Origin of the sequence: Burkholderia sp. JKS000303 (assembly GCF_002563755.1) — a bacterium.
Classification (GTDB): Bacteria; Pseudomonadota; Gammaproteobacteria; order Burkholderiales; family Burkholderiaceae; genus Burkholderia; species Burkholderia anthina_B.
Window position 1 is genome coordinate 4,348,896 of record NZ_PDBZ01000001.1, and the last position, 22,463, is coordinate 4,371,358.

Annotated in this window: 19 protein-coding genes; 8 read left to right on the top strand and 11 right to left on the bottom strand. The window is 68.3% G+C overall.

The genetic code is table 11. The features are described from left to right. Positions 1-145 precede the first annotated feature (145 nt). Positions 146-802, top strand: coding sequence for a TetR family transcriptional regulator C-terminal domain-containing protein (locus BX604_RS20355; protein WP_244108904.1), 657 nt, complete (start codon positions 146-148; stop codon positions 800-802). A gap of 72 nt (positions 803-874) precedes the next feature. Here the strand turns inward: BX604_RS20355 and BX604_RS20360 are convergent, their stop codons facing one another. From BX604_RS20360 to BX604_RS20390, 7 genes are all read right to left on the bottom strand, one after another. Beyond that, the gene (locus BX604_RS20360; RefSeq protein WP_098552386.1) at positions 875-2,476 is read right to left on the bottom strand and encodes a 5-guanidino-2-oxopentanoate decarboxylase; all 1,602 of its coding nucleotides are present in this window, start codon (positions 2,474-2,476) and stop codon (positions 875-877) included. Positions 2,477-2,531: 55 nt separating this feature from the next. Beyond that, complete coding sequence (locus BX604_RS20365) at positions 2,532-3,170, bottom strand: MarC family protein (protein ID WP_098552387.1); 639 nt, start codon at positions 3,168-3,170, stop codon at positions 2,532-2,534. A 64-nt stretch (positions 3,171-3,234) separates the two neighbouring features. Further along, the gene (locus BX604_RS20370; protein WP_098552388.1) at positions 3,235-3,963 is read right to left on the bottom strand and encodes an NAD(P)H-dependent oxidoreductase; all 729 of its coding nucleotides are present in this window, start codon (positions 3,961-3,963) and stop codon (positions 3,235-3,237) included. A 41-nt stretch (positions 3,964-4,004) separates the two neighbouring features. Continuing rightward, positions 4,005-4,799 (bottom strand): ABC transporter permease, encoded by a 795-nt coding sequence (locus tag BX604_RS20375; RefSeq protein WP_098552389.1) that lies wholly within the window; start codon positions 4,797-4,799, stop codon positions 4,005-4,007. A 20-nt stretch (positions 4,800-4,819) separates the two neighbouring features. Next, positions 4,820-5,695, bottom strand: coding sequence for an ABC transporter permease (locus tag BX604_RS20380; protein ID WP_098552390.1), 876 nt, complete (start codon positions 5,693-5,695; stop codon positions 4,820-4,822). 25 nt (positions 5,696-5,720) lie between these two features. Then, the gene (locus tag BX604_RS20385; RefSeq protein ID WP_098552391.1) at positions 5,721-6,830 is read right to left on the bottom strand and encodes an ABC transporter substrate-binding protein; all 1,110 of its coding nucleotides are present in this window, start codon (positions 6,828-6,830) and stop codon (positions 5,721-5,723) included. Between the two features lie 115 nt (positions 6,831-6,945). After that, entirely contained in the window at positions 6,946-8,112 is a 1,167-nt protein-coding gene (locus tag BX604_RS20390) for an ABC transporter ATP-binding protein (protein ID WP_098552392.1), read from the bottom strand. A 146-nt stretch (positions 8,113-8,258) separates the two neighbouring features. On the opposite strand from BX604_RS20390, the gene BX604_RS20395 reads away from it, so the two are divergent. From BX604_RS20395 to BX604_RS20405, 3 genes are read left to right on the top strand one after another with little or no spacing between them, the layout of a single operon-like run. After that, positions 8,259-9,047: an enoyl-CoA hydratase/isomerase family protein gene (locus BX604_RS20395; RefSeq protein WP_098552393.1), complete on the top strand. Its 789-nt coding sequence runs from the start codon at positions 8,259-8,261 to the stop codon at positions 9,045-9,047. 3 nt (positions 9,048-9,050) lie between these two features. Then, complete coding sequence (locus BX604_RS20400; protein WP_098552394.1) at positions 9,051-10,208, top strand: acyl-CoA dehydrogenase family protein; 1,158 nt, start codon at positions 9,051-9,053, stop codon at positions 10,206-10,208. A 50-nt stretch (positions 10,209-10,258) separates the two neighbouring features. Next, the gene (locus BX604_RS20405) at positions 10,259-12,388 is read left to right on the top strand and encodes an acetate--CoA ligase family protein (RefSeq protein WP_098552983.1); all 2,130 of its coding nucleotides are present in this window, start codon (positions 10,259-10,261) and stop codon (positions 12,386-12,388) included. Between the two features lie 81 nt (positions 12,389-12,469). Here BX604_RS20405 and BX604_RS20410 read toward each other — a convergent pair whose 3' ends face one another. Both BX604_RS20410 and BX604_RS20415 read right to left on the bottom strand, forming a co-directional pair. After that, entirely contained in the window at positions 12,470-13,861 is a 1,392-nt protein-coding gene (locus tag BX604_RS20410) for an FAD-binding oxidoreductase (protein WP_098552395.1), read from the bottom strand. Between the two features lie 43 nt (positions 13,862-13,904). After that, positions 13,905-15,035 carry a porin gene (locus BX604_RS20415; RefSeq protein WP_098552396.1) on the bottom strand — a complete coding sequence of 377 codons (1,131 nt, stop codon included), beginning with the start codon at positions 15,033-15,035 and terminating at the stop codon, positions 13,905-13,907. Positions 15,036-15,295: 260 nt separating this feature from the next. Between BX604_RS20415 and BX604_RS20420 the strand changes: the two genes are divergently transcribed. The 3 genes from BX604_RS20420 to BX604_RS20430 all read left to right on the top strand — a co-directional run bounded on the left by BX604_RS20420 (position 15,296) and on the right by BX604_RS20430 (position 18,247). Further along, a complete protein-coding gene (locus BX604_RS20420) occupies positions 15,296-15,874 on the top strand; it encodes a thioesterase family protein (RefSeq protein ID WP_098552984.1) in 579 nt (192 codons plus the stop codon). A gap of 28 nt (positions 15,875-15,902) precedes the next feature. Next, the gene (locus tag BX604_RS20425) at positions 15,903-17,390 is read left to right on the top strand and encodes an aldehyde dehydrogenase family protein (protein ID WP_098552397.1); all 1,488 of its coding nucleotides are present in this window, start codon (positions 15,903-15,905) and stop codon (positions 17,388-17,390) included. A gap of 167 nt (positions 17,391-17,557) precedes the next feature. Then, positions 17,558-18,247, top strand: coding sequence for an alpha/beta hydrolase (locus BX604_RS20430; RefSeq protein ID WP_098552398.1), 690 nt, complete (start codon positions 17,558-17,560; stop codon positions 18,245-18,247). Between the two features lie 34 nt (positions 18,248-18,281). Here the strand turns inward: BX604_RS20430 and BX604_RS20435 are convergent, their stop codons facing one another. Together BX604_RS20435 and aspA are read right to left on the bottom strand one after the other, a co-directional pair. Beyond that, complete coding sequence (locus BX604_RS20435) at positions 18,282-19,775, bottom strand: amino acid permease (protein WP_098552399.1); 1,494 nt, start codon at positions 19,773-19,775, stop codon at positions 18,282-18,284. A gap of 103 nt (positions 19,776-19,878) precedes the next feature. Then, positions 19,879-21,285: an aspartate ammonia-lyase gene (aspA, locus tag BX604_RS20440; RefSeq protein WP_098552400.1), complete on the bottom strand. Its 1,407-nt coding sequence runs from the start codon at positions 21,283-21,285 to the stop codon at positions 19,879-19,881. A 154-nt stretch (positions 21,286-21,439) separates the two neighbouring features. Here aspA and BX604_RS20445 point away from each other — a divergent pair, with 154 nt between their 5' ends. Beyond that, positions 21,440-22,414 carry a LysR family transcriptional regulator gene (locus BX604_RS20445; protein ID WP_098552401.1) on the top strand — a complete coding sequence of 325 codons (975 nt, stop codon included), beginning with the start codon at positions 21,440-21,442 and terminating at the stop codon, positions 22,412-22,414. Positions 22,415-22,463 lie beyond the last annotated feature (49 nt).

Consider the following 22,463-nt stretch of genomic DNA (forward strand, 5'->3'; position numbering starts at 1 on the left):
GTCGAGTATAGGCCCTGTTGAACAGTGGTTCAACAGATTTCATTCATCCGGAAGCAAGGGTTTTCGCGGGTTCCGTCGCGGTAATTGAACAAGCGTCCGACACTCCCCTATAATCGGTGCCATGACGATTCCGTAAGGTCACCCCGTGAAAAAGACTCCTGGCAGCGCACCGGTTCAGACCCGCAGCCGCGGCATTCGCGAAACGCCCGCCGTGCGGCAGCAATCGATCATCGACGCGACGATGCGCTGCATCGCGCGCTACAGCTATTCGGAAACCACGATCGACCGCATCTGCGCGGAAGCGAAAGTGTCGCGCGGGCTGATCAACCATCACTTCCAGTCGAAAGACGAGCTGATGGCGCAGACCTACAAGCGGCTCGCGGCCGACCTGCTCGACGTGTCGCGCGCGGCGGCCGCGAATGCGACCGGCCCCGAGGACAAGCTCGATGCGATCATCAAGGTGTGTTTCGCCGCGCCGGTGTTCGCGCCGAAGAACGTGAAGGTCTGGCTGGGCTTCTGGAGCGTCGCACACAGCGACCCGGTGATCCGCAAGGCGCACAAGGAGCTGTATGCCGGCTACCGGAAGGCGTTGAAGAAGCTGTTCGACCAGATCGCCGAGGTACGCGGCGGCACCGTCGACAGCGATCTCGCCGCGCTCACGCTGACGGCCGTGATCGACGGGTTCTGGCTCGAACTCGCGCGCGACCCGACGTCGTTTACCGCGGAAGACGCGCTGACGAGCTGCCTGCGCGTCGTCGACTCGTTCCTGCCGCCGCCGAAGACGGCACGCAAGCGCGCATAACGCGGCGCACGAATGCCGCCGGAAGCCCGGCGGCACACACGACGGCCTCGCACCGCGAGGCCGTTCGCGTTTTCAGCGCACGCGAATCTCGATCAGATACGGCGCGTCATGAGCCGCCGCTTCACCGAGCGCCCCGGCCAGCGACGCGCCCTCTTCGACGCGCTGCGCACCCCATCCATACGCCCGCGCGATCGCGACGAAATCCGGCGTATGCAGATCCACGCCGACCGGCTCGACGCCGCCGTCGACCATGGCCTGCTTGATCTCCCCGTAACCGCCGTTGTTCAGCAGCACGACGATCACGCGCGCGCGATGCTGTACCGCCGTGCCGAGTTCGGCGAGCGTGTACTGGAACCCGCCGTCGCCAGCGACGCAGACGACCGGCCGCGACGCATCGCCGAGGCTCGCGCCGACGGCGGCCGGCAGCCCGTAGCCGAGCGAGCCGAAGCCGACCGACGCGTTGAACCAGCTGCGCGGGCGCGGCGCCGCGAAGCCGACGTTGCCCGCATAGACGATGCGCGTCGAGTCGCCGACGATCGCCGCATCGGGCAGCGCGTCGCGCACGCTGTCGAGCAACGCGAGATCGCGCAGCATCTCGTCGTTCAATTCCTGCCGCGCCGCCGCACGGCACATCGCCGCGCGTTCGACGCCGTCGCCGTCCGCATGGGCATGCGCGTCGCCCGGCCACACGCGCCGCAGCGCACGGAGGGTTTCGCCGACGTCACCGAGCAACGGCAGCGCCGGCACCGCATTGCGGCACAGCTGCTGCGGGTCGATGTCGATCCGCACGAGCGGCGCGGGTATCGAGAAGCCGCGTGTCGCATACAGGTCGTAATCGGTCGGCCCAAGCTCGGTGCCGAGCGCGACGATCAGGTCACTGTCGCGCATCAGCGCGCGCACCGCGTCGCTCGACGCCGACCACGCGATGCCGAGCGGATGCGCGGGCGGCAGCACGCCGCGTCCGTTGATCGTCATCACGACCGGCGCATCGAGCGCTTGCGCTAGCCAGCGCACGTCGTCGGCCGCATCGAGCGCGCCGCCGCCCGCGAGGATCAGCGGCGCGCGTGCGGCAGCCACCTTCGCACGCAGCGCGTCGATGCCGTCGGCCGATGCGGGGCCGGGTGCGATGCGCGGCGGCGCAGCCGGCACCGGCGGTAACGCGTCAGCCGGCGCCGCGAGCACGTCGAGCGGAATCTGGATGTGTACCGGGCGCGGCCGGCCGCCCGAGAACACCGCGAACGCGCGCGCGATCGCCTGCGGCAGCGCATCGGCGCGCGGCACCGTGTAGCTGAACGCCGCGATGTTTTCCGCGAACGCATGCTGGTCCGGCAATTCGTGCAGATGGCCGTTGCCCGAGCCGATATCGCCGGATGCGTTGACGCTGGAAATCACCAGCATCGGAATCGAATCCGCATATGCCTGCGCCATCGAAGTCGCGATGTTCGTCATTCCGGGGCCGGTGATCACGAAGCACACACCCGGCTTGCCGGTCGCACGTGCGTAGCCGTCCGCCATGAAGCCGAGGCCCTGCTCGTGGCGCGCGCTGATGTGACGCAGCGCGCTGCCGCCGAGCCCGCGGTACAACTCGATCGTATGCACGCCGGGAATGCCGAACACGGTGTCGACGCCGTATGCGGCGAGCAGGTCGACCAGGTACATGCCTACTGTTTTCATTTCGCTTCCATCATGGAGGAGGGGTTTCCGGATCACGCGCCGGCCGGCGACGCCGTCAATGCGCGAGCCCCGGCAACAATTCGCGCACGCCCTGCGCGAGCATCTGGAACGCGATCGCGGTCAGCACGATGCCCGACAACCGCTCGACCAGCGTCTTGCCGATCTCGCCGAGCCGACGGCACCACGACGCCGAACACGCATACGTGAGCCCGATCACGCCCGCATGCAGCACGCACATCGCGCTCAGCGCCAGCAGGTCGGCCGGCGTATGAAAGCGCGTCGCGGTCGTGATCACGAGCGACATCACGGCGCTGCCGATCGACAGCGGGAAGATCAGCGGCACCGCGATGTAGTTGCGCCACTGCGCATATTCGAGCCGCGTGTCGCCGCCGCTGCGTTCGTCGTTCGCGGTGCCGCGCATCATCGGGATCGACCACAGGCACAGCACGAGGCCGCCGGTCAGCGTCAACGCACCGAGCGTGAGGCCGAGCATGCGCAACAGAAACTGACCGCCCCACACCGCGCCGACCATCAGCACCGCGATCCACGCGAACAGCCTGAACGCGATCTGCCGCTGTGTCACGTCGGGAAAATGCCCGGTGACGGCCGCATACATCGGGATCGCAACCGGCGGACAGAACAGCGTCAGCAGGCCGGTCATGAACAGCAGCACGTCGCTCGACGTCAGGGTCATGGCTCGCACTCACATGCGGTCGGGTGGTTGAAAAACGCAGCGGCATCGCGGCCAGATCTCGCGCTCAGTCCTGCGCGGCTTCCTGCGGCGCGCGTTCGCGCGGGCGCATGTCGCCGTCGAAATCGTCGAGCGTCGGAAACGCCATCGGTTCGAGCCGGTCGAGCTGCGCGAGGTGGGCGTCGTACCGGTCGAGCACGGCCGCACGTTCCGCGTCGCCGATATACGGCACGTGATAACCGACGAACGACGGCAGCACGTCGAAGCCCGCGTAACCGAGCGTGCCGCGCAGCACGTGGCGCAGCATCAGGTCCATCTCGCCGTGCACGCCGTCCGCGCCGAACATGTAGTCGCGGCCGCCGCATGTATACGCGAGCAGCGCGCGCTTGCCGCGCATCCCGCCGCGGTCGTAGAAACGCACGCCGCCGTATACCTTGCCCGACACGAGCACGCGGTCGATCCAGCCCTTCATGATCGCCGGCACCGAGCACCAGAACAGCGGGAAGCTCAGGATCAGCAGGTCGCATGCGGCGAGCTTGTCGAGCTCCGCGGCGATGTCGGGTGCGATCGCATGCGCGGCGACGTTCTCGCGCTGCTCCAGCGCATAGACGAGATAGTCGGGGTTCTTGCGCACGCCGAAATCGGCCGCGCTCGCGACCGGATTCCACTGCATCGCGTACAGGTCGGACACCGTCACGGTATGCCCCTGCGCTTCGAGCGTGCTCACCGCGCGGTGCAGCATCGACGTCGTGAACGACTGCGGTTCCGGATGGGCGTGAACGATCAGGACTTTCATGGTGCGATTTTTCTCCGCAACGTAACGTTGAAGGGTTGAATTCAGACGGGCCCGGCCGCGCGCTTGCGCAGCAGCGACAGGCCGATCGCCACGCAGGTCGCGACGAGCAGCAGCGTCGACACCGACGCGATCGCCGGATCGACGTTCTCGCGCATCCCGTCCCACATGCGGCGCGGCAGCGTGTACACGTGACGGCTCGAGATGAACAGCGTGACCACGAGCTCGTCCCACGACAGGATGAACGCGAACACCGCCGCCGACAGCACGCCCGGCTTGATCGACGGCAGGATCACGTAACGCAGCGTCTGCGCGACGTTCGCGCCGAGGCTGCGCGACGCCTGCTCGATCCGCAAACCAACGGTCGCGAGCGACGCGGACACGGCCACCACCACATACGGCACCGACAGCACGACATGCGACAGGATCGCGGCCGGGAAACTGTCGAGCATGCCCAGCTCGCCCCACAACCGGTAGAACGCGAGCGCCGACACGATCGGCGGCACGATCAGCGGGAACAGGATCACGCCGCGCACGAACTCGCCGCGCCGCGATGCGACCTTCCACAGCCCGATCGCGCACAGCGTACCGAGCGTGACCGAGATCACCGACGACACCAGCGCAATCAGCCCGCTCTGCAGGAAACTCGACAGCCAGCCGTCGTCGTCGAGCAGCGCGCCGTAGTGCCGCAGCGACAGCGTGCCGTCCGGCATCGACAGGTAATCGTTCGGCGTCAGCGACACCGGCACCGACACGAGCAGCGGCAACATCAGGAACAGGATCGCGGCCCATGCGATGCCGACCACCAGCGCGCGTCCTGCGGTCATTCGGGTGTTCATCGGTTCGTTCTCCGATCGGGTCAGCGCGCGCCGAACAGCTCGCGCAGGTCAACGAAACGCGCGAGCAGCGCGAGCGCGGCCAGGATCGACGCCAGCAGCAACGACGCGAGCGCCGCCCCGCTGCCCCAGTTCACCAGTTGCAGGATCTGCGTGCTGATGTATTCGGCGATCATCACCGTGCGGCCGCCGCCGAGGATCACCGGCGTCACGTAGAAGCCGAGCGAGAAGATGAACACGAGGATCGCCGCGCCGACGATGCCCGGCCGCGTCTGCGGGAAATACACCTTGCGGAACGTGACGAGCGCGCCCGCGCCGAGCCCCTGCGACGCGCGCGCGAGCTGCGGGTCGATGCCCTTCATGTTCGCGTACAGCGGCAGCACCGCATACGGAATCATGAAATGGATCATCCCGATCACGACGCCGATCTCGTTGCGCATCAACGGCAACGGTGCGTCGATCAGCCCGATGCGCATCAGCAGCGTGTTGACGAGCCCCTGCTCGCCGAGCAGGAATAGCCACGAGAACGCGCGCACCAGCACCGACGCCCAGAACGGCACGAGCAGCCCGAACATCAGCGCCATCCGCTGGCGCGGACCGACATGCGCCATCGCATACGCAATCGCATAGCCGAGCGCAACCGAGCACACGGTCGTGACCGCGCACACGCGCAGCGTCGTCCACAGCACGCGATGCACGCCGTGGTTGTCGAGCAGCCGCGCGTAGTTCTGCAAGCCGGGCTCCGGCACGGTGAAGCCGAGCCATAGCACGCGCACGAGCGGATACACGTACAGCACGATCAGCACCGCGAGCAGCGGCACGACCAGCAGCCAGTAGCGGTCGGCCTTCGCGCGACCGAGCGGGACCGCGCCCGCGACGGAAGTAGACAGGGTATTCATGGGCTCACGCTCACGCGGCGGCAACTCAGGACGACATCAGGTCGGTGTACTGCGCGAGCGTCGCTTCGTAGTGCTGCGCCCACCACTCGGGATTCACCTTGCACTGCTTCGCCCAGTTCTCCGGCGTGCCGGGATTGTCGGCGCGCAGCGCCTGCGGCACCGCGGCGGTGGCGGCGGGCGTCACCGGCCCGTTGCCGAGCAGCGACAGCAGGCGCACCTGCGGTTCGATGCCCTGCACGAACTTGATGAACTGCCACACGGCGTCGCCCGACGGATTGTTCTTCGGCACGCCCCACACGTCGCACGACGCGAGCCCCTGCTCCCACGTATAGCGGAACCGGCCGTTGCTCTCGCGCTGCAGCACGTTCGCCCGCGTGTGCCAGATGCATGCCATGCTGACTTCGCCGTTGCGCAGCAGTTGCAGGCTGTCCGCGCCCGAATCCCACAGCAGCACGTTCGAACGCAGTTCCTTGAGTTTCTTCAGCGCGCGCGGCACGTCGATCGGATAGACCTTGTCCTTGTCGACGCCGTCGGCCATCAGCGCGGCTTCAAGCGCGCCGCCCATCCACTTCCACAGCCCGCGCTTGCCCGGAAACTTGCCGACGTTCCAGAAATCGGCCCAGTTCTTCGGCGGATTCGCGCCGAACTTGCGCGCGTCGTACGCGAGCACGTAGCTCAGCAGGTACGACGGCGCGCCGAAATCCGATGCGAGCCCCGGCAGCGCGTTGCGGCCAACCACCGAATAGTCGATCGGCCGCAGGAAGCCCTGCTTGCCGAGCTTGATCGCCGCGAAGCCGTCGAGGTCCATTACATCCCAGATCACGTTCTTGTTCTCGACCATCGCCTTGATCTTGCCGTCCTCCGGCGACGAGTCGTAGCCCATCCGGATCCCGCTCGCCTTGGTGAACGGATCCATGTACGCGGAGCGGAACGCCGAGCGCGCTTCGCCACCCCATGCGCTGAGCACGATCTCCTTCGGGTTCGACGCCCGCGCGTCCTTCGCGCCGAGCGACAGCAGCGTCGGCGCGATGCCGGCGGCCGCGCACAACCGCAGGAAATCGCGGCGCCGCCGCGATGTCGCGGGTTGAAGGTCGCGTGCTTGGTCGAGCAGGTCCTGCAGATAGCGGTTCGTCATGGTGTCTCCTCCAGGCTGGACAGCGCCCGCACGCGTCTCGTCGTTTCCGGGCACCGGTGAATCGGCCGCCGACGGCGGCGAACGCCGCGTCGCGCGGGATGCAACCTTCGCCGCGTCAGTCGGCCGCGATCCGGCAGGTCGCGTCGCGCTCCCACTGCACGAACACGTCCATGCCGGTGCGCGGCGACGCGAGCCCGCGCCACGCAGGCACGTCCGCCGTCATGCGGCCGAGCGCCGACGTCTCGATCTCGAAGCGGTACGACGAACCGAAATAACTCCAGTGGCGAATGCGCCCCGCCACTTCGTTGTGCGCACCACCACATGACGTCGCAGATACGGCGACCTTCTCCGGACGCAGCGCGAACAGCAGCGTGTCGTCGGCGCGCGCGTCGCAGGCCGGCGCAACGAAACGCGCATCGCCGACGCGGTAATGCGTCGCCGTCGCATCGCCGCCGAGCGCAATGCCTTCGATGAAGTTGCTCTTGCCGAGGAAGTCCGCGACGAAGCGGTTGGCCGGCTGCTCGTAGAGCCCGTCCGGCGTGCCGATCTGTTCGAGCCGGCCGTCGCGCATGATCGCGATCCGGTCCGACATCGACAGCGCCTCTTCCTGGTCGTGCGTGACGAACAGGAACGTCGCGCCGAGCCGTGCGTGCAGCGCCTTCAGTTCGACCTGCACCTCGCCGCGCAGCTTGCGGTCGAGCGCGCCGAGCGGTTCGTCGAGCAGCACGAGATCGGGATCGAACACGAGTGCGCGCGCGATCGCGACGCGCTGCTGCTGACCACCCGACAACTGGCGCGGCAGGCGATCCGCGAGATGGCCGAGCCGCACCAGATCGAGCGCGGCCTTCACGCGCTTCACCGCGTCGGGCCCCTTCTGCTTGCGCACCATCAGCGGATACGCGACGTTCTGCTCGACCGTCATGTGCGGAAACAGCGCGTAGCCCTGGAACACCATCCCGAAGTTGCGCTTCTCCGGCGGCAACGCGACGATGCTGCGGCCGCCGACGCGCAAGTCGCCGGTGCTCGGATGCTCGAACCCGGCAACGATCGTCAGCAGCGTCGTCTTGCCGGAACCCGACGGCCCGAGGATCGTCAGGAACTCGCCGCGCGGAATGTCGATCGTCGTTTCGCGCAGCGCCTGCACGCTGCCGTAGCGCTTCGACACGCAGTCGATCTGCAGCCCCGCACCGCTCGCGCCGCGCGCCGCCGCTTCCGGGCCCACCGCTTCCGCAGCGGGTCGCCCCGCCTCCACACCTGCCGACGTCTCCATCACCACGCTCATCGTGTGTCTCCTGGTCGACTCACAATTGGGTTGAACGTTCATTTAACAGAACTTATACTATGCCGAAATGCGGTCCGCAAGTAGCGGCGACCCTTGCCGGCTCTGACACAACCCCGACACACAACAACCAGGAGACAGTGATCAGCATGAGCATCGAGGACATCCGAATCGAACGGCACGACGGCGTCGTGACCCTTCGCCTGAACCGTCCGGCGAAACGCAATTCGCTCGCGCGGCCGCATCTCGACTTTCTGCGCGAGACGCTCGACGCGCTCGCGAACGATCCGGCCGTGCGCTGCCTCGTGCTGACCGGCACCGGCAGCGCGTTCTGTGCCGGTGCGGACGTCGACGAGTGGGCCGAGGCCGAGCGCAACGGCGAACTCGACACGTATGGCTGGAGCGAGCGCGCGCACCGTTTCGTGCAGGTGCTGGCCGCGTTTCCGCGCCCCACCGTCGCCGCGCTGAACGGCTCGACGGTCGGCGCGGGCACCGACATCGGCTTCGCGTGCGACTTCCGCATCGCGAGCACGGCCGCGTCGTTGCGCTGCGGGTATACGGGCATGGGCTACAGCCCCGACATGGGCGGAAGCTGGTTCCTGCCGCGCATCGCGCGCCCCGACGTCGCCCGCCGCTTCATCTTCCTGAACGAACGCTGGAACGCGCAGGACGCGCTCGCGGCCGGGCTCGTGTCCGAAGTCGTCGACGCCGATGCGTTCGCCGCGCACGTCGCCGCGTTCGCCGCGCGTCTCGCACAAGGGCCGAGCGTCGCGTTCGGCCATACCAAGGCGCTGCTCGCGCAGTCGCTCACCCATACCCTCGCCGAGCAACTGCGCGGCGAGCTGGCAGCCTGCGTCGCGTGCGGTCACAGCGAGGACGGTCAGGAAGCGCTTCGCGCGTCGGTCGAAGGTCGCGCACCTCATTTTGTCGGGAGATGATTGATGGATTTTTCGCTGACCCAAGAGCAGGAAATGCTGGTGACGTCGCTGCGTCAGTTCGTCGAAAAGGAACTGCAGCCTCATGAATTCGCCGTCGATCGCTCGGACGACGTCCCCCCCGAACTCGCCGAGTCGATCCGCCGCAAGTCGCTCGAGCTCGGCTTCTACGCGTTCAACATGCCGGAAAGCGCCGGCGGCCCGGGCCTCGACTACGTGACGCAGGCGCTCGTCGAGCGCGAACTCGGCCGCACGAGCTGGGCGCTGCACGTGTTCGTCGCGCGGCCGAGCAAGATCCTGATGGCGTGCAAGGGCGACCAGATCGAGCGCTACCTGAAGCCGGCCGTGCGCGGCGAGCGCGTCGACTGCTTCGCGCTGACCGAACCGGGCGCCGGCTCGGATGCGATGGGCATCCGCACGCGCGCGGTGCGCGACGGCGACGACTACGTGATCAACGGCAGCAAGCACTTCATCAGCCACGCGGATACGGCCGACTTCGTGATCCTGTTCGCCGTCACCGGCGAGGAGGAAGTGCGCGGCCAGAAACGCAAGCGCGTGACCTGCTTCCTGATCGACAAGGACACGCCGGGCATGACCGTGCGGCGCGGCCCGCACTGCACGAGCCTGCGCGGCTATCACCAGTCGGAGATCTTCCTGAGCGACTGCCGCGTGAGCGCCGCGCAGATCCTCGGCGAAGAGCATCGCGGCTTCGAGCTCGCGAACGACTGGCTCACGGCCGGCCGCGTGATGGTCGCCGCGAACAACATCGGCCGCGCGCAGCGCGCGTTCGAGATGGCCGCCGAATGGGCCGCGACGCGCCACCAGTTCGGCAAGCGCATCGGCGACTTCCAGGGCACGTCGTTCAAGCTCGCGGACATGCAGACCGAGATTTGCGCGGCGGAACTCGTCACGCTCTACACCGCGCAGAAGCTCGATCGCGGCACGATGACCGACGGCGATGCCGCGCTCGCGAAGCTGCTGGCGACCGAGACGCTCGGCCGCGTGACCGATCACGCGGTGCAGATCTACGGCGGGATGGGGCTGATGGACGAACTGCCGATCGAGCGCTTCTGGCGCGATGCGCGCATCGAGCGCATCTGGGAAGGCACGTCCGAAATCCAGCGCCATATCCTGTCCAAGGAAATCCTCCGACGCTACAGCTGACGCGAATCGTCGCGCCGGCGCGTCCGGCGCGACTTCCGAAAGGAATGTTCATGACCTCCTCTCCCGCAGTCAGGGATCGCCGCGCCGCCGCCGCGGCCAATCTGCGCCGGCTGCTCGAACCGGCCAGCATCGCGTTCGTCGGCGGACGCGGCATCGCGGGCGCCGTGCGGCGCTGTCGCGACTACGGCTATGCCGGCGACATCTGGCTCGTCAATCCGAACCACGCGGAAATCGACGGCGTGCGCTGCCATGCAGGCGTCGCCGACTTGCCCGCCGCGCCCGACGCCGTGTTCGTCGCGGTGCCGGCGCGCCAGGCGATCGACGTCGTGCGCGCGCTCGCCGAACGCGGTGCCGGCGGCGCGATCGTGTACGCGTCGGGCTTCTCCGAAACGGGCGCCGACGGCGCCGCACTGCAACAGACGCTCGTCGACGCGGCCGGCGACATGGCCGTGCTCGGCCCGAACTGCTACGGGCTGATCAACGGCCTGAACGGCAGCGCGCTGTGGCCGGTCGCACACGGTGCGCCGCGGGTCGAATCGGGCGTCGCGGTGATCACGCAGAGCGGCAACCTCGCGTACAACCTGTCGATGAGTGCGCGCTCGGTGCCGTTCGCGTACCTGGCGAGCGTCGGCAACCAGGCGTCGGTCGACATCGCGCGCCTCGTCGATGCGTTCGTCGACGATCCGCGCATCCGCGCGATCGGCGTGCATCTCGAAGGGCTGAAGGACGTGCGTGCATTCAGCGAGGCCGCCGCCCGCGCGCTCGCGCGCGGCGTGCCGATCGTCGCGCTCAAGAGCGGCACGTCGACGCTCGGCGCGCAGCTCGCGATGAGCCACACGAGTTCGCTCGCGGGCTCCGACGCGCTGTACGACGCACTGTTCCGGCGGCTCGGCGTGATCCGCGTGAAGGATCCGGTCGGCCTCGTCGAGACGCTGAAGCTGCTCGCGATCGCCGGCGTGCCCGAGCGCCGCACGCTCGCCGCGCTGGCAACCTCGGGCGGCGACGCCGGGCTCGTCGCGGATCTCGGCGAAGCGCACGGCATCGCGTTCCCGCCGGTCGGCGACGCCGGCCGCGATGCGCTCGGCACCGTGCTGCCCGCGTATGCGACGATCGCGAACCCGCTCGACTTCACGACGACGCCGTGGGGCGACCCCGACAAGATGCGCGCATGCTGCGACGCGCTGCTCGCCGACCGCCCCGGCGCGGCCGCGATGATCCTCGACTATCCGCAGGACGCGACCGGCGAGCGGCCGCTGTGCGACATCGCGGCGAACGCGTTCGCGGCCTCCGCGCGCCAGCACGGCGTGGTCGGCGCGGTGATCTCGGTGTTCCCCGACCTCACGCCGCCCGATCATGCGGCACGCATGGCCGCGGCCGGCATCGCGCCGCTGCAGGGGCTCGCCGACGGGATCGACGCGATCGGCGCGGCGATGACGTATGGCGACACGCGCCGCCGCGTGCTCGACGCCGATGCGCTGAACGCGCTGCCGGTGCTGCGCGCCGGCGACGGCAGCGGCGCCACCGCGACGCTGCACGACGAATGGTCGAGCAAGCGGATGCTCGTCGCGCACGGGCTCGACGTGCCGGCGGCCGAGTGCGTCGCGCCCGCCGATGCGCCGGCCGCCGCGCAGCGGCTCGGCTTTCCGGTGTGCGTGAAAGTGGTCAGCGATCGCCTGCCGCACAAGACCGAGGCCGGCGCGGTCGCGCTGAAGCTCGGCTCGCCGGAAGCCGTGGCCGCGGCCGTCGAGCGGATGACCGAGCAGGTCGCGCGTTACGCGCCCGACGTGCGCGTCGAGCGCATCCTCGTCGAGAAGATGGCCGACGCACCGTTGCTCGAACTGATCGTCGGCGTGAAGCGCGAGCCGAATTTCGGTCTCGCGCTCGTGCTCGGCACCGGCGGCGTGCTGGTCGAACTGATCCGCGACACCGCGACGCTGCTGCTGCCGGTGCGCGAAAGCGACGTGCGCGACGCGCTGCTCGGGTTGAAGCTCGGCCCGCTGCTGACCGGCTATCGCGGGCGGCCGAAGGCCGACCTCGATGCGGTGGTCGCGAACGTGATGGCGATCGCGCGCTTCGCGCAGGCGCACGCCGACACGCTCGTCGAGCTCGACGTCAATCCACTGCTGGTGATGGAGCGCGGCGCGGTGGCCGTCGATGCGCTGGTGCGGCTCGACGCATGACGCCGGCCTGAAACGCAACGGCCCGCTCACGCGATACGCGAGCGGGCCGTCGTCGGTTGAAAGGTCAGAACACGATGTCGTTCAGATCACCTTGCCGGGGTTGAGCAACCCGAGCGGATCGAACGCGTGCTTCAGGCGTCGCATCGCGGCGATCTCGGCGTCGCTGCGCGAGCAGCCGAGCCAGTCGCGCTTGTAGCGGCCGATTCCATGTTCGGCCGATACCGAGCCGCCTGCGTCGCGCACCAGCGGATACAGCACCGCATCGACGTCGTGCGCGCTCTCGCCCGCCGCGTATGGCGCCGACACGCATACGTGCAGGTTGCTGTCACCGAGATGGCCGAAGAAGAATACGTACGCACCGGGCCAGCGCGTCTTCAGCGCGCGATCGCACGCTTCGATGAAAGCGGCTGTCTCGCGCGGCGGAATGCCGACGTCGAAATTGACGAGGCCGGGCAACGCGTCGATCGCGAGTCCTTCGCGCACCGTCCAGAACGCCTGTGCGTCGGCCGCCTGCTGCGCGAGCGCCGCATCGTCGATCAGCCCGCGTTCGAGCCAGTCGGCCAGCACGGCTTCGAACCGTTCTGCCGTCTGCGCGGCATCGCCGCTCGCGCATTCGATCAGCACCTTGACGCCGTCGTCCGCCGGCAGCGGCGCGCGCAGGCCGGGCGTGTGCTCGCACACGTAGCCGTAGAACGCCGGCCACATCGCCTCGAAGCTGAGCAGGTCGGAACAGGCGGTGCGCGCGGCGCGCAACAGCGCGAGCGCCGCGGCCGTATCGCGTACCGCGCACAACGCGGTCGACGGCGCGGCGAGCCGCGGATGCAGCCGCAACACGACACGCGTGACGACGCCGAGCGTGCCTTCGCTACCGACGAAGATCTGCCGCAGGTCGTAACCCGCGTTGTTCTTCAGCATCTTGTTCAACGTGCTGAGCACGGTACCGTCGGCCAGTACGACCTCGAGGCCCAGCACCTGCTCGCGCGTCGTGCCGTAGCGGATCACGCGATTGCCGCCCGCATTGGTCGCGACGTTGCCGCCGATCTGGCACGATCCGCGCGCGCCGAGATCGATGCCGAGCGCGAACCCCGCGTCGTCCACCGCCTGCTGCAACACCTCCAGCGGCGTGCCGGCCCACGCGGTGACGGTGGCGGCGTCCGCGTCGATCTCGACCACGCCCGTCATGCGTTCGAGCGACAGCACGACGTCTTGCGCGCCCGGCTCCGCACCGGCCGCGAGCCCCGTCATCCCGCCCTGCGGCACGACCGTCTGCCGATGCGCGGTGCAGATCGCGAGCGCGCGGCTCACGTCGTCGACGCTGCGCGGGCGCAGCAATGCGCGCGGCCGTATGCCGGCCGCCTCGCCGTAGTTGGTGAAATGGCGCGCGCCGATCGCGTCGCCTGTGCTGACGCAATCGGCACCGAGTGCGTCGCGCAGCGCGGCGACGACGTCATCGTTCGAGGAAAGATCGGACATGATCGACCGGGCCGGACACAGCCGGCCCGCAAACGTGGAATGATCAGAAATTATGCCGCATGCCGATGCGCGCGGCGGCCTGCGTGCGGCTCGTCGACGGCGTGAAGCTGTAGCCGATCACCGCGTCCACGCCGTTCGACGCACGCATCCAGTCGACGGCCGCATACACGTCGGTGCGCTTGGACAGCGCGTAGTGCGTGCCGAGCGCGACTTCGTGCCAGTGATGGCCTTCGAACGTCGTGTACTGGTAGCCCGCCACGAGCGACAGCGGCGCAGTCGCCTGGTACAGGCCGCCCGCCTCGTACACGCGCATCGTCGACGATTGCCCGTAGCCCTTGAACGTCGTGTTGCTGAAGTCTGCGTTGAGTGTCAGCTTGCCGAGCGTGTACGACGCGCCGATCCCGAAGATCGACTGCGAGTCGATCGAGAACGGCGTCGAGTCGTGCAGGTCGGTCACGGCGCCCGTTGCCGGGTCGATGCTCGCGACCGTCTGCCCGAGCATCGTGCGCACGCCCATCTGCGCATACGGGTCGAGCGCCGCCAGCCCGCGTGGCGAATTGAGTCGCGTGTAGTTGCCGCCCGCCGAGAAATCGCCGTGCGTATAGCTCGCGCCGACGCTCCACGCACTGCCGTCGTGGAAGCTGCCCGCGTCGTTGCTGAACGAATACATGCCGCCGACCACCAGCCCGTGGAAGCTGTTGCTGACGAACTTCACCGCGTTCTGCAGCCGGTCGCCGCTCTGCCGGTCGAAGTCGCCGAGGTGCACGCCGTAGCCGCTGCCGAACGCGCTGACGTTGTATGCGGCCGTGAAGTCGAATGCGAAGTCATACTGATTACCGAACGTCAGCGTGCCCCAGTCGTTGCCGAGCCCGACGTACGCCTGCCGCCCGAACATCGCGCCGCCCTGGTTCAGCTTGCCGGTGCCGAGCCGGAATCCGTTCTCGAGCTTGAACACCGCCTTGTTGCCGCCGCCGAGATCCTCGGTGCCCATCAGCCCCACGCGATTGCCGTACGACACGCCGTCGTCGAACAGGTACGCATGCGCGCCGCCTGCATTGTTCACGTAGGTGATGCCGCCGTCGATGATCCCGTACAGCGACACACTGCTCTGGGCGTGTGCGTAGCCATGGACCATCACCGACATCATGCCGGCCAGCAGGAAGCGCTTCTTCATTCGGTGTCTCCGGTTTCCGCGCGACGCGGATCGATTTTTCGTTGTGATTGAACGCCGCCCGCCTGCTTCGCTTCGGCATCGCGGCGCTGGCGAGTATAGGTTTAGTTGAATGAATGTTCAATCTATGGCGACACGAATCGGCGCCGGTGTTTACACGCATCGGCGATTTCTTTATTGAAAAAACGTTCAACCCGTCATAACATCGACCGGCAGCCCCGCGGACGATGTGCGGGCCCGTTCCGAACCTCGGAGTGCACTGGATGACGACCACCCTCAGCCCCGCCGCCGAGCCGCGCCTGCGCTCGGCTTACGAAGGACAGAAGTCGCGCCCGTACGACCCGGCCGTGCCGATCGCGACGCCGCTCGAACTGCATCGCTGCACGGTGCAACCCGAGTGGGTCGACTACAACGGCCACATGAGCGAATCGTGCTACCTGCTCGTGTTCGGCGACAGCAGCGACGCGTTCTTCCGCTACTTCGGCATCGACGACGACTATCGCGAAGCCGGCTGCTCGATCTACTCGGCGGAAACGCATCTCCGCCACCTGCGCGAAGCGATGCTCGGCGAGCCGCTGCGGCTCACGGTGCGGCTGCTCGACATGGACGACCGGCGGCTGCACGTATTCCATTCGATGCACCACGCGACCACCGGCGCGCAGCTCGCGACCGGCGAACAACTGCTCACGCACGTCGACATGCGCGCGAAACGCTCGGCGCCGTTTCCCGATGCGATCCGCCGGCACCTCGACGCGATTCACGCCGAACATGCGCGCGCGCCGCACGAGCCGCACGCGCGTCGTGCAATAGCGATCCGCCACCCGGCCGCCGCTTCACGCTGATCATCCCGAACCCGGACGGAGCCACACCATGCAGACGAACGACGCCTGGCGCACGCGCGCCGGTCAGCTCGACATTGATTCCCGCGCCTTCGTCGACGGCGCGTTCCGCGACGCGCACGACGGCGCCACCTTCACGTGCACGAGCCCGATCGACGGCCGCGTGCTCGCGCAGGTCGCGCATTGCCGGCAGGCCGACGCCGATATCGCGGTCGCCGCCGCGCGACGCGCCTTCGACACCGGCGCGTGGCGCAACGCGTCGCCGCGCGAGCGCAAGCGCGTGCTGCTGCGCTGGGTCGCGCTGATCCGCGAGCACGCGGACGATCTCGCGCTGCTCGAAACGCTCGACACCGGCAAGCCGATCGGCGACACGACCACGATCGACATCCCGTCCACCGCGTACTGCGCCGAGTGGTTCGCCGAGGCGATCGACAAGACGGGCGGCGAAGTCGCGCCGGCCGATGCGCATCTCGTCGGGCTCGTCACGCGCGAGCCGATCGGCGTGGTCGCGGCGGTCGTGCCGTGGAATTTCCCCGCGATGATCGCGATGTGGAAATGCGCGCTGGCGCTCGCGGCCGGCAACAGCGTCGTGCTGAAGCCGTCGGAGAAATCGCCGCTGAGTGCGCTGCGGCTCGCCGCGCTGGCCGCGCTGGCCGGGCTGCCGGCCGGCGTGCTGAACGTGCTGCCGGGCTTCGGCGATGCGGGCGAGGCGCTCGCGCGGCATCCTGACGTCGACTGCATCGCGTTCACGGGATCGACCGCGGTCGGCCACAAGGTCGCGCGCTGCGCGGCCGATTCGAACCTGAAGCGCGTATGGCTCGAACTCGGCGGCAAGTCGCCGCAGATCGTGCTGCCCGACTGCCCCGACCTCGAACGTGCGGCGCGCACCGTCGCGCACGCGGTGTTCTACAACACCGGGCAGATGTGCACAGCCGGTTCGCGGCTGCTCGTCCATCGCGCGATCCGCGACGAACTCGTCGCGCGCGTGCTCGCGATCGCGCCCGAGTACGCGCCCGGCGATCCGCTGTCGCCCGACACGCGGATGGGCAGCCTGATCGACGCGGCGCAGGTCGAGCGCGTGCTCGGCTACGTCGACGCGGGCCGGGACGAGGCGACGCTGCTCGCCGGCGGCAGGCGCGCGCGCACGGAAAGCGGCGGCCAGTACGTCGAGCCGACCGTGTTCGACTGCCCGCGCGCCGATGCGCGGATCGTGCGCGAGGAGATTTTCGGGCCGGTGCTCGCGGTAACGGCGTTCGACGATCTCGATACGGCCGTCGCGCTCGCGAACGACACGCGCTACGGGCTGGCTGCGTCGGTGTGGACGGCAAACTTGACGACCGCGCACGAAACCGCGCGCCGGCTGCGGGCCGGCACGGTGTGGGTGAACGGCTACGAGGAAACCGACGACATGAATTTCCCGTTCGGCGGCTTCAAGGAGTCGGGCAACGGGCGCGACAACTCGCTGCACGCGTTGGAGAAGTACACGGAGTTGAAGTCGACGGTGATTCGGTTGCGGTGAGGTCCGGGGCGGCGCCCGGGGGCGGAATCGCGCTGCAGTTGCCCCGATATCGAACACCCGGGCGCCGAATTCATTCCAGCCAGGAAACAATCAATCGCCATCCGGCGATTCACCTCCCCGCCCGTGCGCTCTAGACTGTCGGATCATTCCCCAACCGGATCCCTGCAATGACCGACGTCCTGCCGCTGACCACCGATTCCGAATCCGGCCTTCAGTACCGGCTGCGCCCGGCCGCCGGCCGCCCCGCAGGCCGCCTGTTGCTGCTGCACGGCGTCGGCGGCAACGAAACCAACCTGCTGAACCTGGCCGGCACGATCGACCCGCGCATCGAGATCGCCTTCGTGCGCGGCCCGCTGACGTTCGGCCCGAACCAGCACGCGTGGTTTCCGGTGCGTTTCGGCCCGAACGGCCCGGAAATCGATGCGGCCCGCGCGGATGCGAGCCGCGTGCAGTTGATCACGCTGCTGCGTGCGTTGAACGCCCGGGACGTCGAACACGACACCCCCGCGTTGCCCACCGTCATCGCCGGCTTCAGCCAGGGCGGCATCATGAGCGCGAGCGTCGGACTCACGTCGCCGGCCGACGTCGCCGCGTTCGCCGTGCTGTGCGGCCGGATCCTGCCGGAAATCGATCCGCTGATCGCGCCACGCGACGCATTGAGCCGGCTCCACGCGCTGGTGATGCACGGCCACGCCGACGACAAGCTGCCCGTCGCATGGGCCCATACCGCCGACACGAAGCTGACGGCGCTCGGCGTCGCGCACGACACGCGGCTGTACGACGCCGGCCATGAACTGACCGCGCAGATGGCGCGCGATTTCGGCCGCTGGGTCGACGCGCGCGCCGGGTTGAACTGAGCGCACCGGGCGGCCAGGCCGCCCGCGCACGTCATCAGACGTTGCGCGCCGGATCGCCGATGGCCGGCGCGGCGGCGGCGGCCTCTCGCGCGGCGCCGCGCTTCGCGAGCTTCCAGCCGATCACCAGCGCGAGCGCGACGACGGGAATCGTCGCGATGGTCCACGTGCCGCCCGGATAGTCGAACGCCATCAGCACCAGCACGCTGGCGAGGAAGCCGAGCGTGAGCCACGACGTGAACGGCGCGCCGGGCATCCGGAACGACACGGGGCTCAGTTCGCCGCGATTGACCGCGCGGCGGAACAGGATCTGGCACATCACGATGAAGCCCCAGGTCGAGATGATCCCGAGCGACGCCATGTTCAGCACGATCTCGAACGCCTGGGCCGGCACGATGTAGTTCAGCGGCACGCCGATCGCATTGATCGCAACCGTGACGAGGATCCCGCCGTACGGCACGCCGCGCGCATTCATCCGCGACACGAAGCGCGGCGCCGAGCCGCCCATCGCGAGCGAGCGCAGCACGCGCCCGGTCGAATAGAGGCCGGAGTTCAGGCTCGACAGCGCAGCGGTCAGCACCACGATGTTCATCACCGTGCCGACATACGGCACGCCGAGCTTGCTGAAGAACGTGGCGAACGGGCTTTCGTGCGAGCTGTACGCGGTCCACGGCAACAGCATCGTCAGCAGCACGACCGAGCCCACGTAGAACAGCGCGATACGCCACATCACGCTGTTGATCGCCTTCGGCAGCACCTTGCGCGCATCGGCGGTCTCGCCCGCCGCGACGCCGACGAGCTCGATGCTCGCATACGCGAACACCACGCCCTGCACGATCAGCACCGCCGGCAGGATCCCGTGCGGGAAGATGCCGCCGTGCTCGGCGACGAGGTGCAGCCCCGGCGCGTGGCCGGCGACCGGATGGCCGCTCGCGAGAAATATCGCGCCGACCGCGAGGAACAGCGCGAGCGTGCCGACCTTGACGATCGAGAACCAGAACTCCATCTCGCCGAACACCTTCACGCCGATCATGTTCATCACCGACACGATCCCCAGCGCGCCGAGCGCGAACACCCATTGCGGGACGTCGGTGAACACGGCCCAGTACTTCATGTAGATCGCGACCGCGGTGATGTCGACGATGCCGGTGGTCGCCCAGTTCAGGTAGTACATCCAGCCGGCGACGAACGACGCGCGCTCGCCCATGAACTCGCGTGCGTACGACACGAACGCGCCGCTGGTCGGCCGGTGCATCACCAGCTCGCCGAGCGCCCGCATGATCAGGAATGCGAAAACGCCGCACACCAGATACACGACCGCCAGCGCGGGCCCCGCGCTCTGCAGGCGGCCGCCCGCGCCGAGAAAGAGGCCGGTGCCGATCGCACCGCCCATCGCGATCATCTGCACGTGCCGCGGCTTCAACTGCTTCGCATAGCCGGCTTCGTGCGACGCGAACATCGCGTCACGGTCGGCATGACGGGGATCCGCGCCGCCGGCCGTCTCGGCCGGGCGCTCGCTGGCGTGCTTCATGGTGTGTCTCCGTTTCTTGATGTGGTGCGCCCATCGACGGGGCGCAGCGGGAACGGCTGCGCGCGGCTCGCCGGCGGCTCGCGCCGGCGCCGCGCGGCCGGAATCAGTACGCGCGCGGGCGGATCAGCGCTTCGGGTTGCAGCGCCTCGTCGAGTTGCGCCTCGGTCATCAACTGGTGCGCCAGCACGACTTCGCGGATCGACTTGCCGCTCTCGTGCGCCTCGGCGGCCACGGCGGTCGCGCGCTTGTAGCCGATGTACGGGTTCAGCGCGGTCGCGAGCGCGACCGACCGCTCCATCGTTTCGCGCAGCCGCTCGGGGTTCGCGGTGATGCCGCTCACGCAGCGGTCCGCGAGCGTCGTGCACGCGGCCGTCAGGTGGCTGAAGCTGCGGAACAGCGCGCTCGCGATCACCGGCTCGAATGCGTTGAGCTGAAGCTGCCCGGCTTCGGCCGCGAAGGTTACGGTCAGGTCGTTGCCGAACACTTCGAACGCGACCTGGTTCACGACTTCCGGAATCACCGGGTTCACCTTGCCCGGCATGATCGACGAGCCGGCCTGCACCGGCGGCAGGTTGATCTCGCCGAACCCCGCGCGCGGGCCGCTCGACAGCAGCCGCAAGTCGTTGCAGATCTTCGACAGCTTCACCGCGATGCGCTTCAGCACGCCCGAGATCTGCACGAACGCGCCGCAATCCTGCGTCGCCTCGATCAGGTTCGGCGCGGTGTCGAGGTCGAGGCCGGTGATGCGGCTCAGCGCGGCCAGCGCCTTTTCCGCGTATTGCGGGTGCGCGGTGATGCCGGTGCCGATCGCGGTCGCGCCGAGGTTGATCTCCCGCATCAGCCGGCCCGCTTCCTGCAGGCGCGCGAGGTCTTCCGTCACCATCACCGCATAGGTCGAGAACTCCTGGCCGAGCGTCATCGGCACCGCGTCCTGCAACTGCGTGCGGCCGAGCTTCAGCAGCCCCGAAAATGCGTCGGCCTTCTCCGCGAACGCGTCGCGCAGGCGCGCCATCGCCTCGAGCAGGTGCTCGACGGCGAAGCAGGTGGCGACCCGGATCGCGGTCGGATACACGTCGTTGGTGCTCTGCGCGAGATTGACGTGCTCGTTGGGATGCAGGTATTCGTACTGCCCGCGCGCATGGCCCATGATTTCGAGCGCGCGGTTGCAGATCACCTCGTTCGCGTTCATGTTGGTCGACGTGCCGGCCCCGCCCTGGATGATGTCGACCACGAACTGGTCGTGCAGCCGGCCTTCGCGGATCTCGACGCACGCAGCGGCGATCGCGTCGCGATACGCGCCCGGCAGCAGCCCGAGCTCGCAGTTCGCATCGGCCGCGGCTTCCTTCACGGCGGCGAGCGCCATCACGAGGTACGGCAGCGACGCGATCGTGCGCCCCGAAATGTCGAAGTTCTCCTTCGCGCGCAGCGTATGGACGCCGTAGTACACGTGATCCGGAATGCTTCGTTTACCTAAAAGATCCGCTTCGACGCGGAAGCCGTTTTCCGTCATGGTCCCCTCCTCAAATGTCCCGTGCCGACGCGGCAAACACGCTGCGCTCACCGCATCCCGATACGACGGGATCGCATTCTATGCCTTTGCATAAAGAAGCTCGCTTCTGTATTATCGAAAGCGGTTTTGCGTGGGACGCAACAGCGAGAATCGAATGAAAACACCAGCGAGAGACACCGGCGTCGATCATCTCGGCGCCATGCGCACCTTCGTGCGCGTCGTCGACATGGGGAGCTTTTCCGCGGTCGCGAAAGAGATGCACGTGTCGACGTCCACCGTCGCACGCAAGATCACCGCGATCGAGGAAGCGCTGGGCGTCGCGCTGCTGCATCGCTCGACGCACAGCGTGACGCTGACCGAGGCCGGCCACATCTACCTCGAACGCGCGGTCACGCTGATCGCGGATCTCGACGACACGCTGCGCGTCGTCGCCGAGCTCAATGCGCGCCCGAGCGGGCCGCTCAAGCTCACCGCGCCGGTCGCGTTCGGCCGCCGTCATCTCGCGCCGCTCGTCGCGCCGTTTCTCGAGCGCTACCCGACGATCCAGCTCGACGTGCGGCTCACCGACAACCACAACGATCTCGTCGCCGGCGGATTCGATCTCGACATCCACGAGGGCGAGAACTATCTGGACAACCTGGTCGTGCATCGGCTGTCGCGCAACGACAGCATCCTGTGCGCGACGCCCGGCTATCTCCAGCGCCACGGGCGGCCCGCGACGCCGGACGACCTGACGCATCACAACTGCCTGCGCTACGTGCATCCCGAAGGCGATCCGCGCTGGGAACTGGTGAGTGACGCCGCGCGGCACAGCGTGCTGCCGGCCGGCAACCTCGTCACCGACCATTCGGAGCTGCTGCTCGAGGCAACCTGTGCGGGGCTCGGCATCGCCGAGTTCGAGATCTGGTTGGTGCGCGACCTGCTCGCGAGCGGCCGGCTCGAACCCGTGCTGCCGCGCTATCGGCTGCAGAACAAGCTGACCGGCGAGTACATCTACATCGCGTATCTGGCGAACCGGCGCAGCTCGGCGAAGCTGCGCGTGCTGAAGGAATTTCTCGCGGAACAGCTCGCGGACATCGGCGCGCTGTCGGATGCGCAGCTGATGACGATTCGCGACGCGCGCGCGTAGCGCGCAGCGGTTGCGGTCGCCGCCGCGCTTGCATGCGCGGCCGCGTCGG

Bases quoted from the DNA above. Each gene is read 5' to 3' on its own strand.
- BX604_RS20435 (WP_098552399.1), bottom strand. From the start codon at position 19,775: ATGAAGCACGCCAGCGAGCGCCCGGCCGAGACGGCCGGCGGCGCGGAT.
- BX604_RS20415 (WP_098552396.1), bottom strand. From the start codon at position 15,035: ATGAAGAAGCGCTTCCTGCTGGCCGGCATGATGTCGGTGATGGTCCAT.
- BX604_RS20445 (WP_098552401.1), top strand. From the start codon at position 21,440: ATGAAAACACCAGCGAGAGACACCGGCGTCGATCATCTCGGCGCCATG.
- BX604_RS20390 (WP_098552392.1), bottom strand. From the start codon at position 8,112: ATGAGCGTGGTGATGGAGACGTCGGCAGGTGTGGAGGCGGGGCGACCC.
- BX604_RS20405 (WP_098552983.1), top strand. From the start codon at position 10,259: ATGACCTCCTCTCCCGCAGTCAGGGATCGCCGCGCCGCCGCCGCGGCC.
- BX604_RS20365 (WP_098552387.1), bottom strand. From the start codon at position 3,170: ATGACCCTGACGTCGAGCGACGTGCTGCTGTTCATGACCGGCCTGCTG.
- BX604_RS20375 (WP_098552389.1), bottom strand. From the start codon at position 4,799: ATGAACACCCGAATGACCGCAGGACGCGCGCTGGTGGTCGGCATCGCA.
- BX604_RS20360 (WP_098552386.1), bottom strand. From the start codon at position 2,476: ATGAAAACAGTAGGCATGTACCTGGTCGACCTGCTCGCCGCATACGGC.
- BX604_RS20420 (WP_098552984.1), top strand. From the start codon at position 15,296: ATGACGACCACCCTCAGCCCCGCCGCCGAGCCGCGCCTGCGCTCGGCT.
- BX604_RS20380 (WP_098552390.1), bottom strand. From the start codon at position 5,695: ATGAATACCCTGTCTACTTCCGTCGCGGGCGCGGTCCCGCTCGGTCGC.
- BX604_RS20400 (WP_098552394.1), top strand. From the start codon at position 9,051: ATGGATTTTTCGCTGACCCAAGAGCAGGAAATGCTGGTGACGTCGCTG.
- BX604_RS20430 (WP_098552398.1), top strand. From the start codon at position 17,558: ATGACCGACGTCCTGCCGCTGACCACCGATTCCGAATCCGGCCTTCAG.
- BX604_RS20410 (WP_098552395.1), bottom strand. From the start codon at position 13,861: ATGTCCGATCTTTCCTCGAACGATGACGTCGTCGCCGCGCTGCGCGAC.
- BX604_RS20395 (WP_098552393.1), top strand. From the start codon at position 8,259: ATGAGCATCGAGGACATCCGAATCGAACGGCACGACGGCGTCGTGACC.
- BX604_RS20370 (WP_098552388.1), bottom strand. From the start codon at position 3,963: ATGAAAGTCCTGATCGTTCACGCCCATCCGGAACCGCAGTCGTTCACG.
- BX604_RS20425 (WP_098552397.1), top strand. From the start codon at position 15,903: ATGCAGACGAACGACGCCTGGCGCACGCGCGCCGGTCAGCTCGACATT.
- BX604_RS20385 (WP_098552391.1), bottom strand. From the start codon at position 6,830: ATGACGAACCGCTATCTGCAGGACCTGCTCGACCAAGCACGCGACCTT.
- aspA (WP_098552400.1), bottom strand. From the start codon at position 21,285: ATGACGGAAAACGGCTTCCGCGTCGAAGCGGATCTTTTAGGTAAACGA.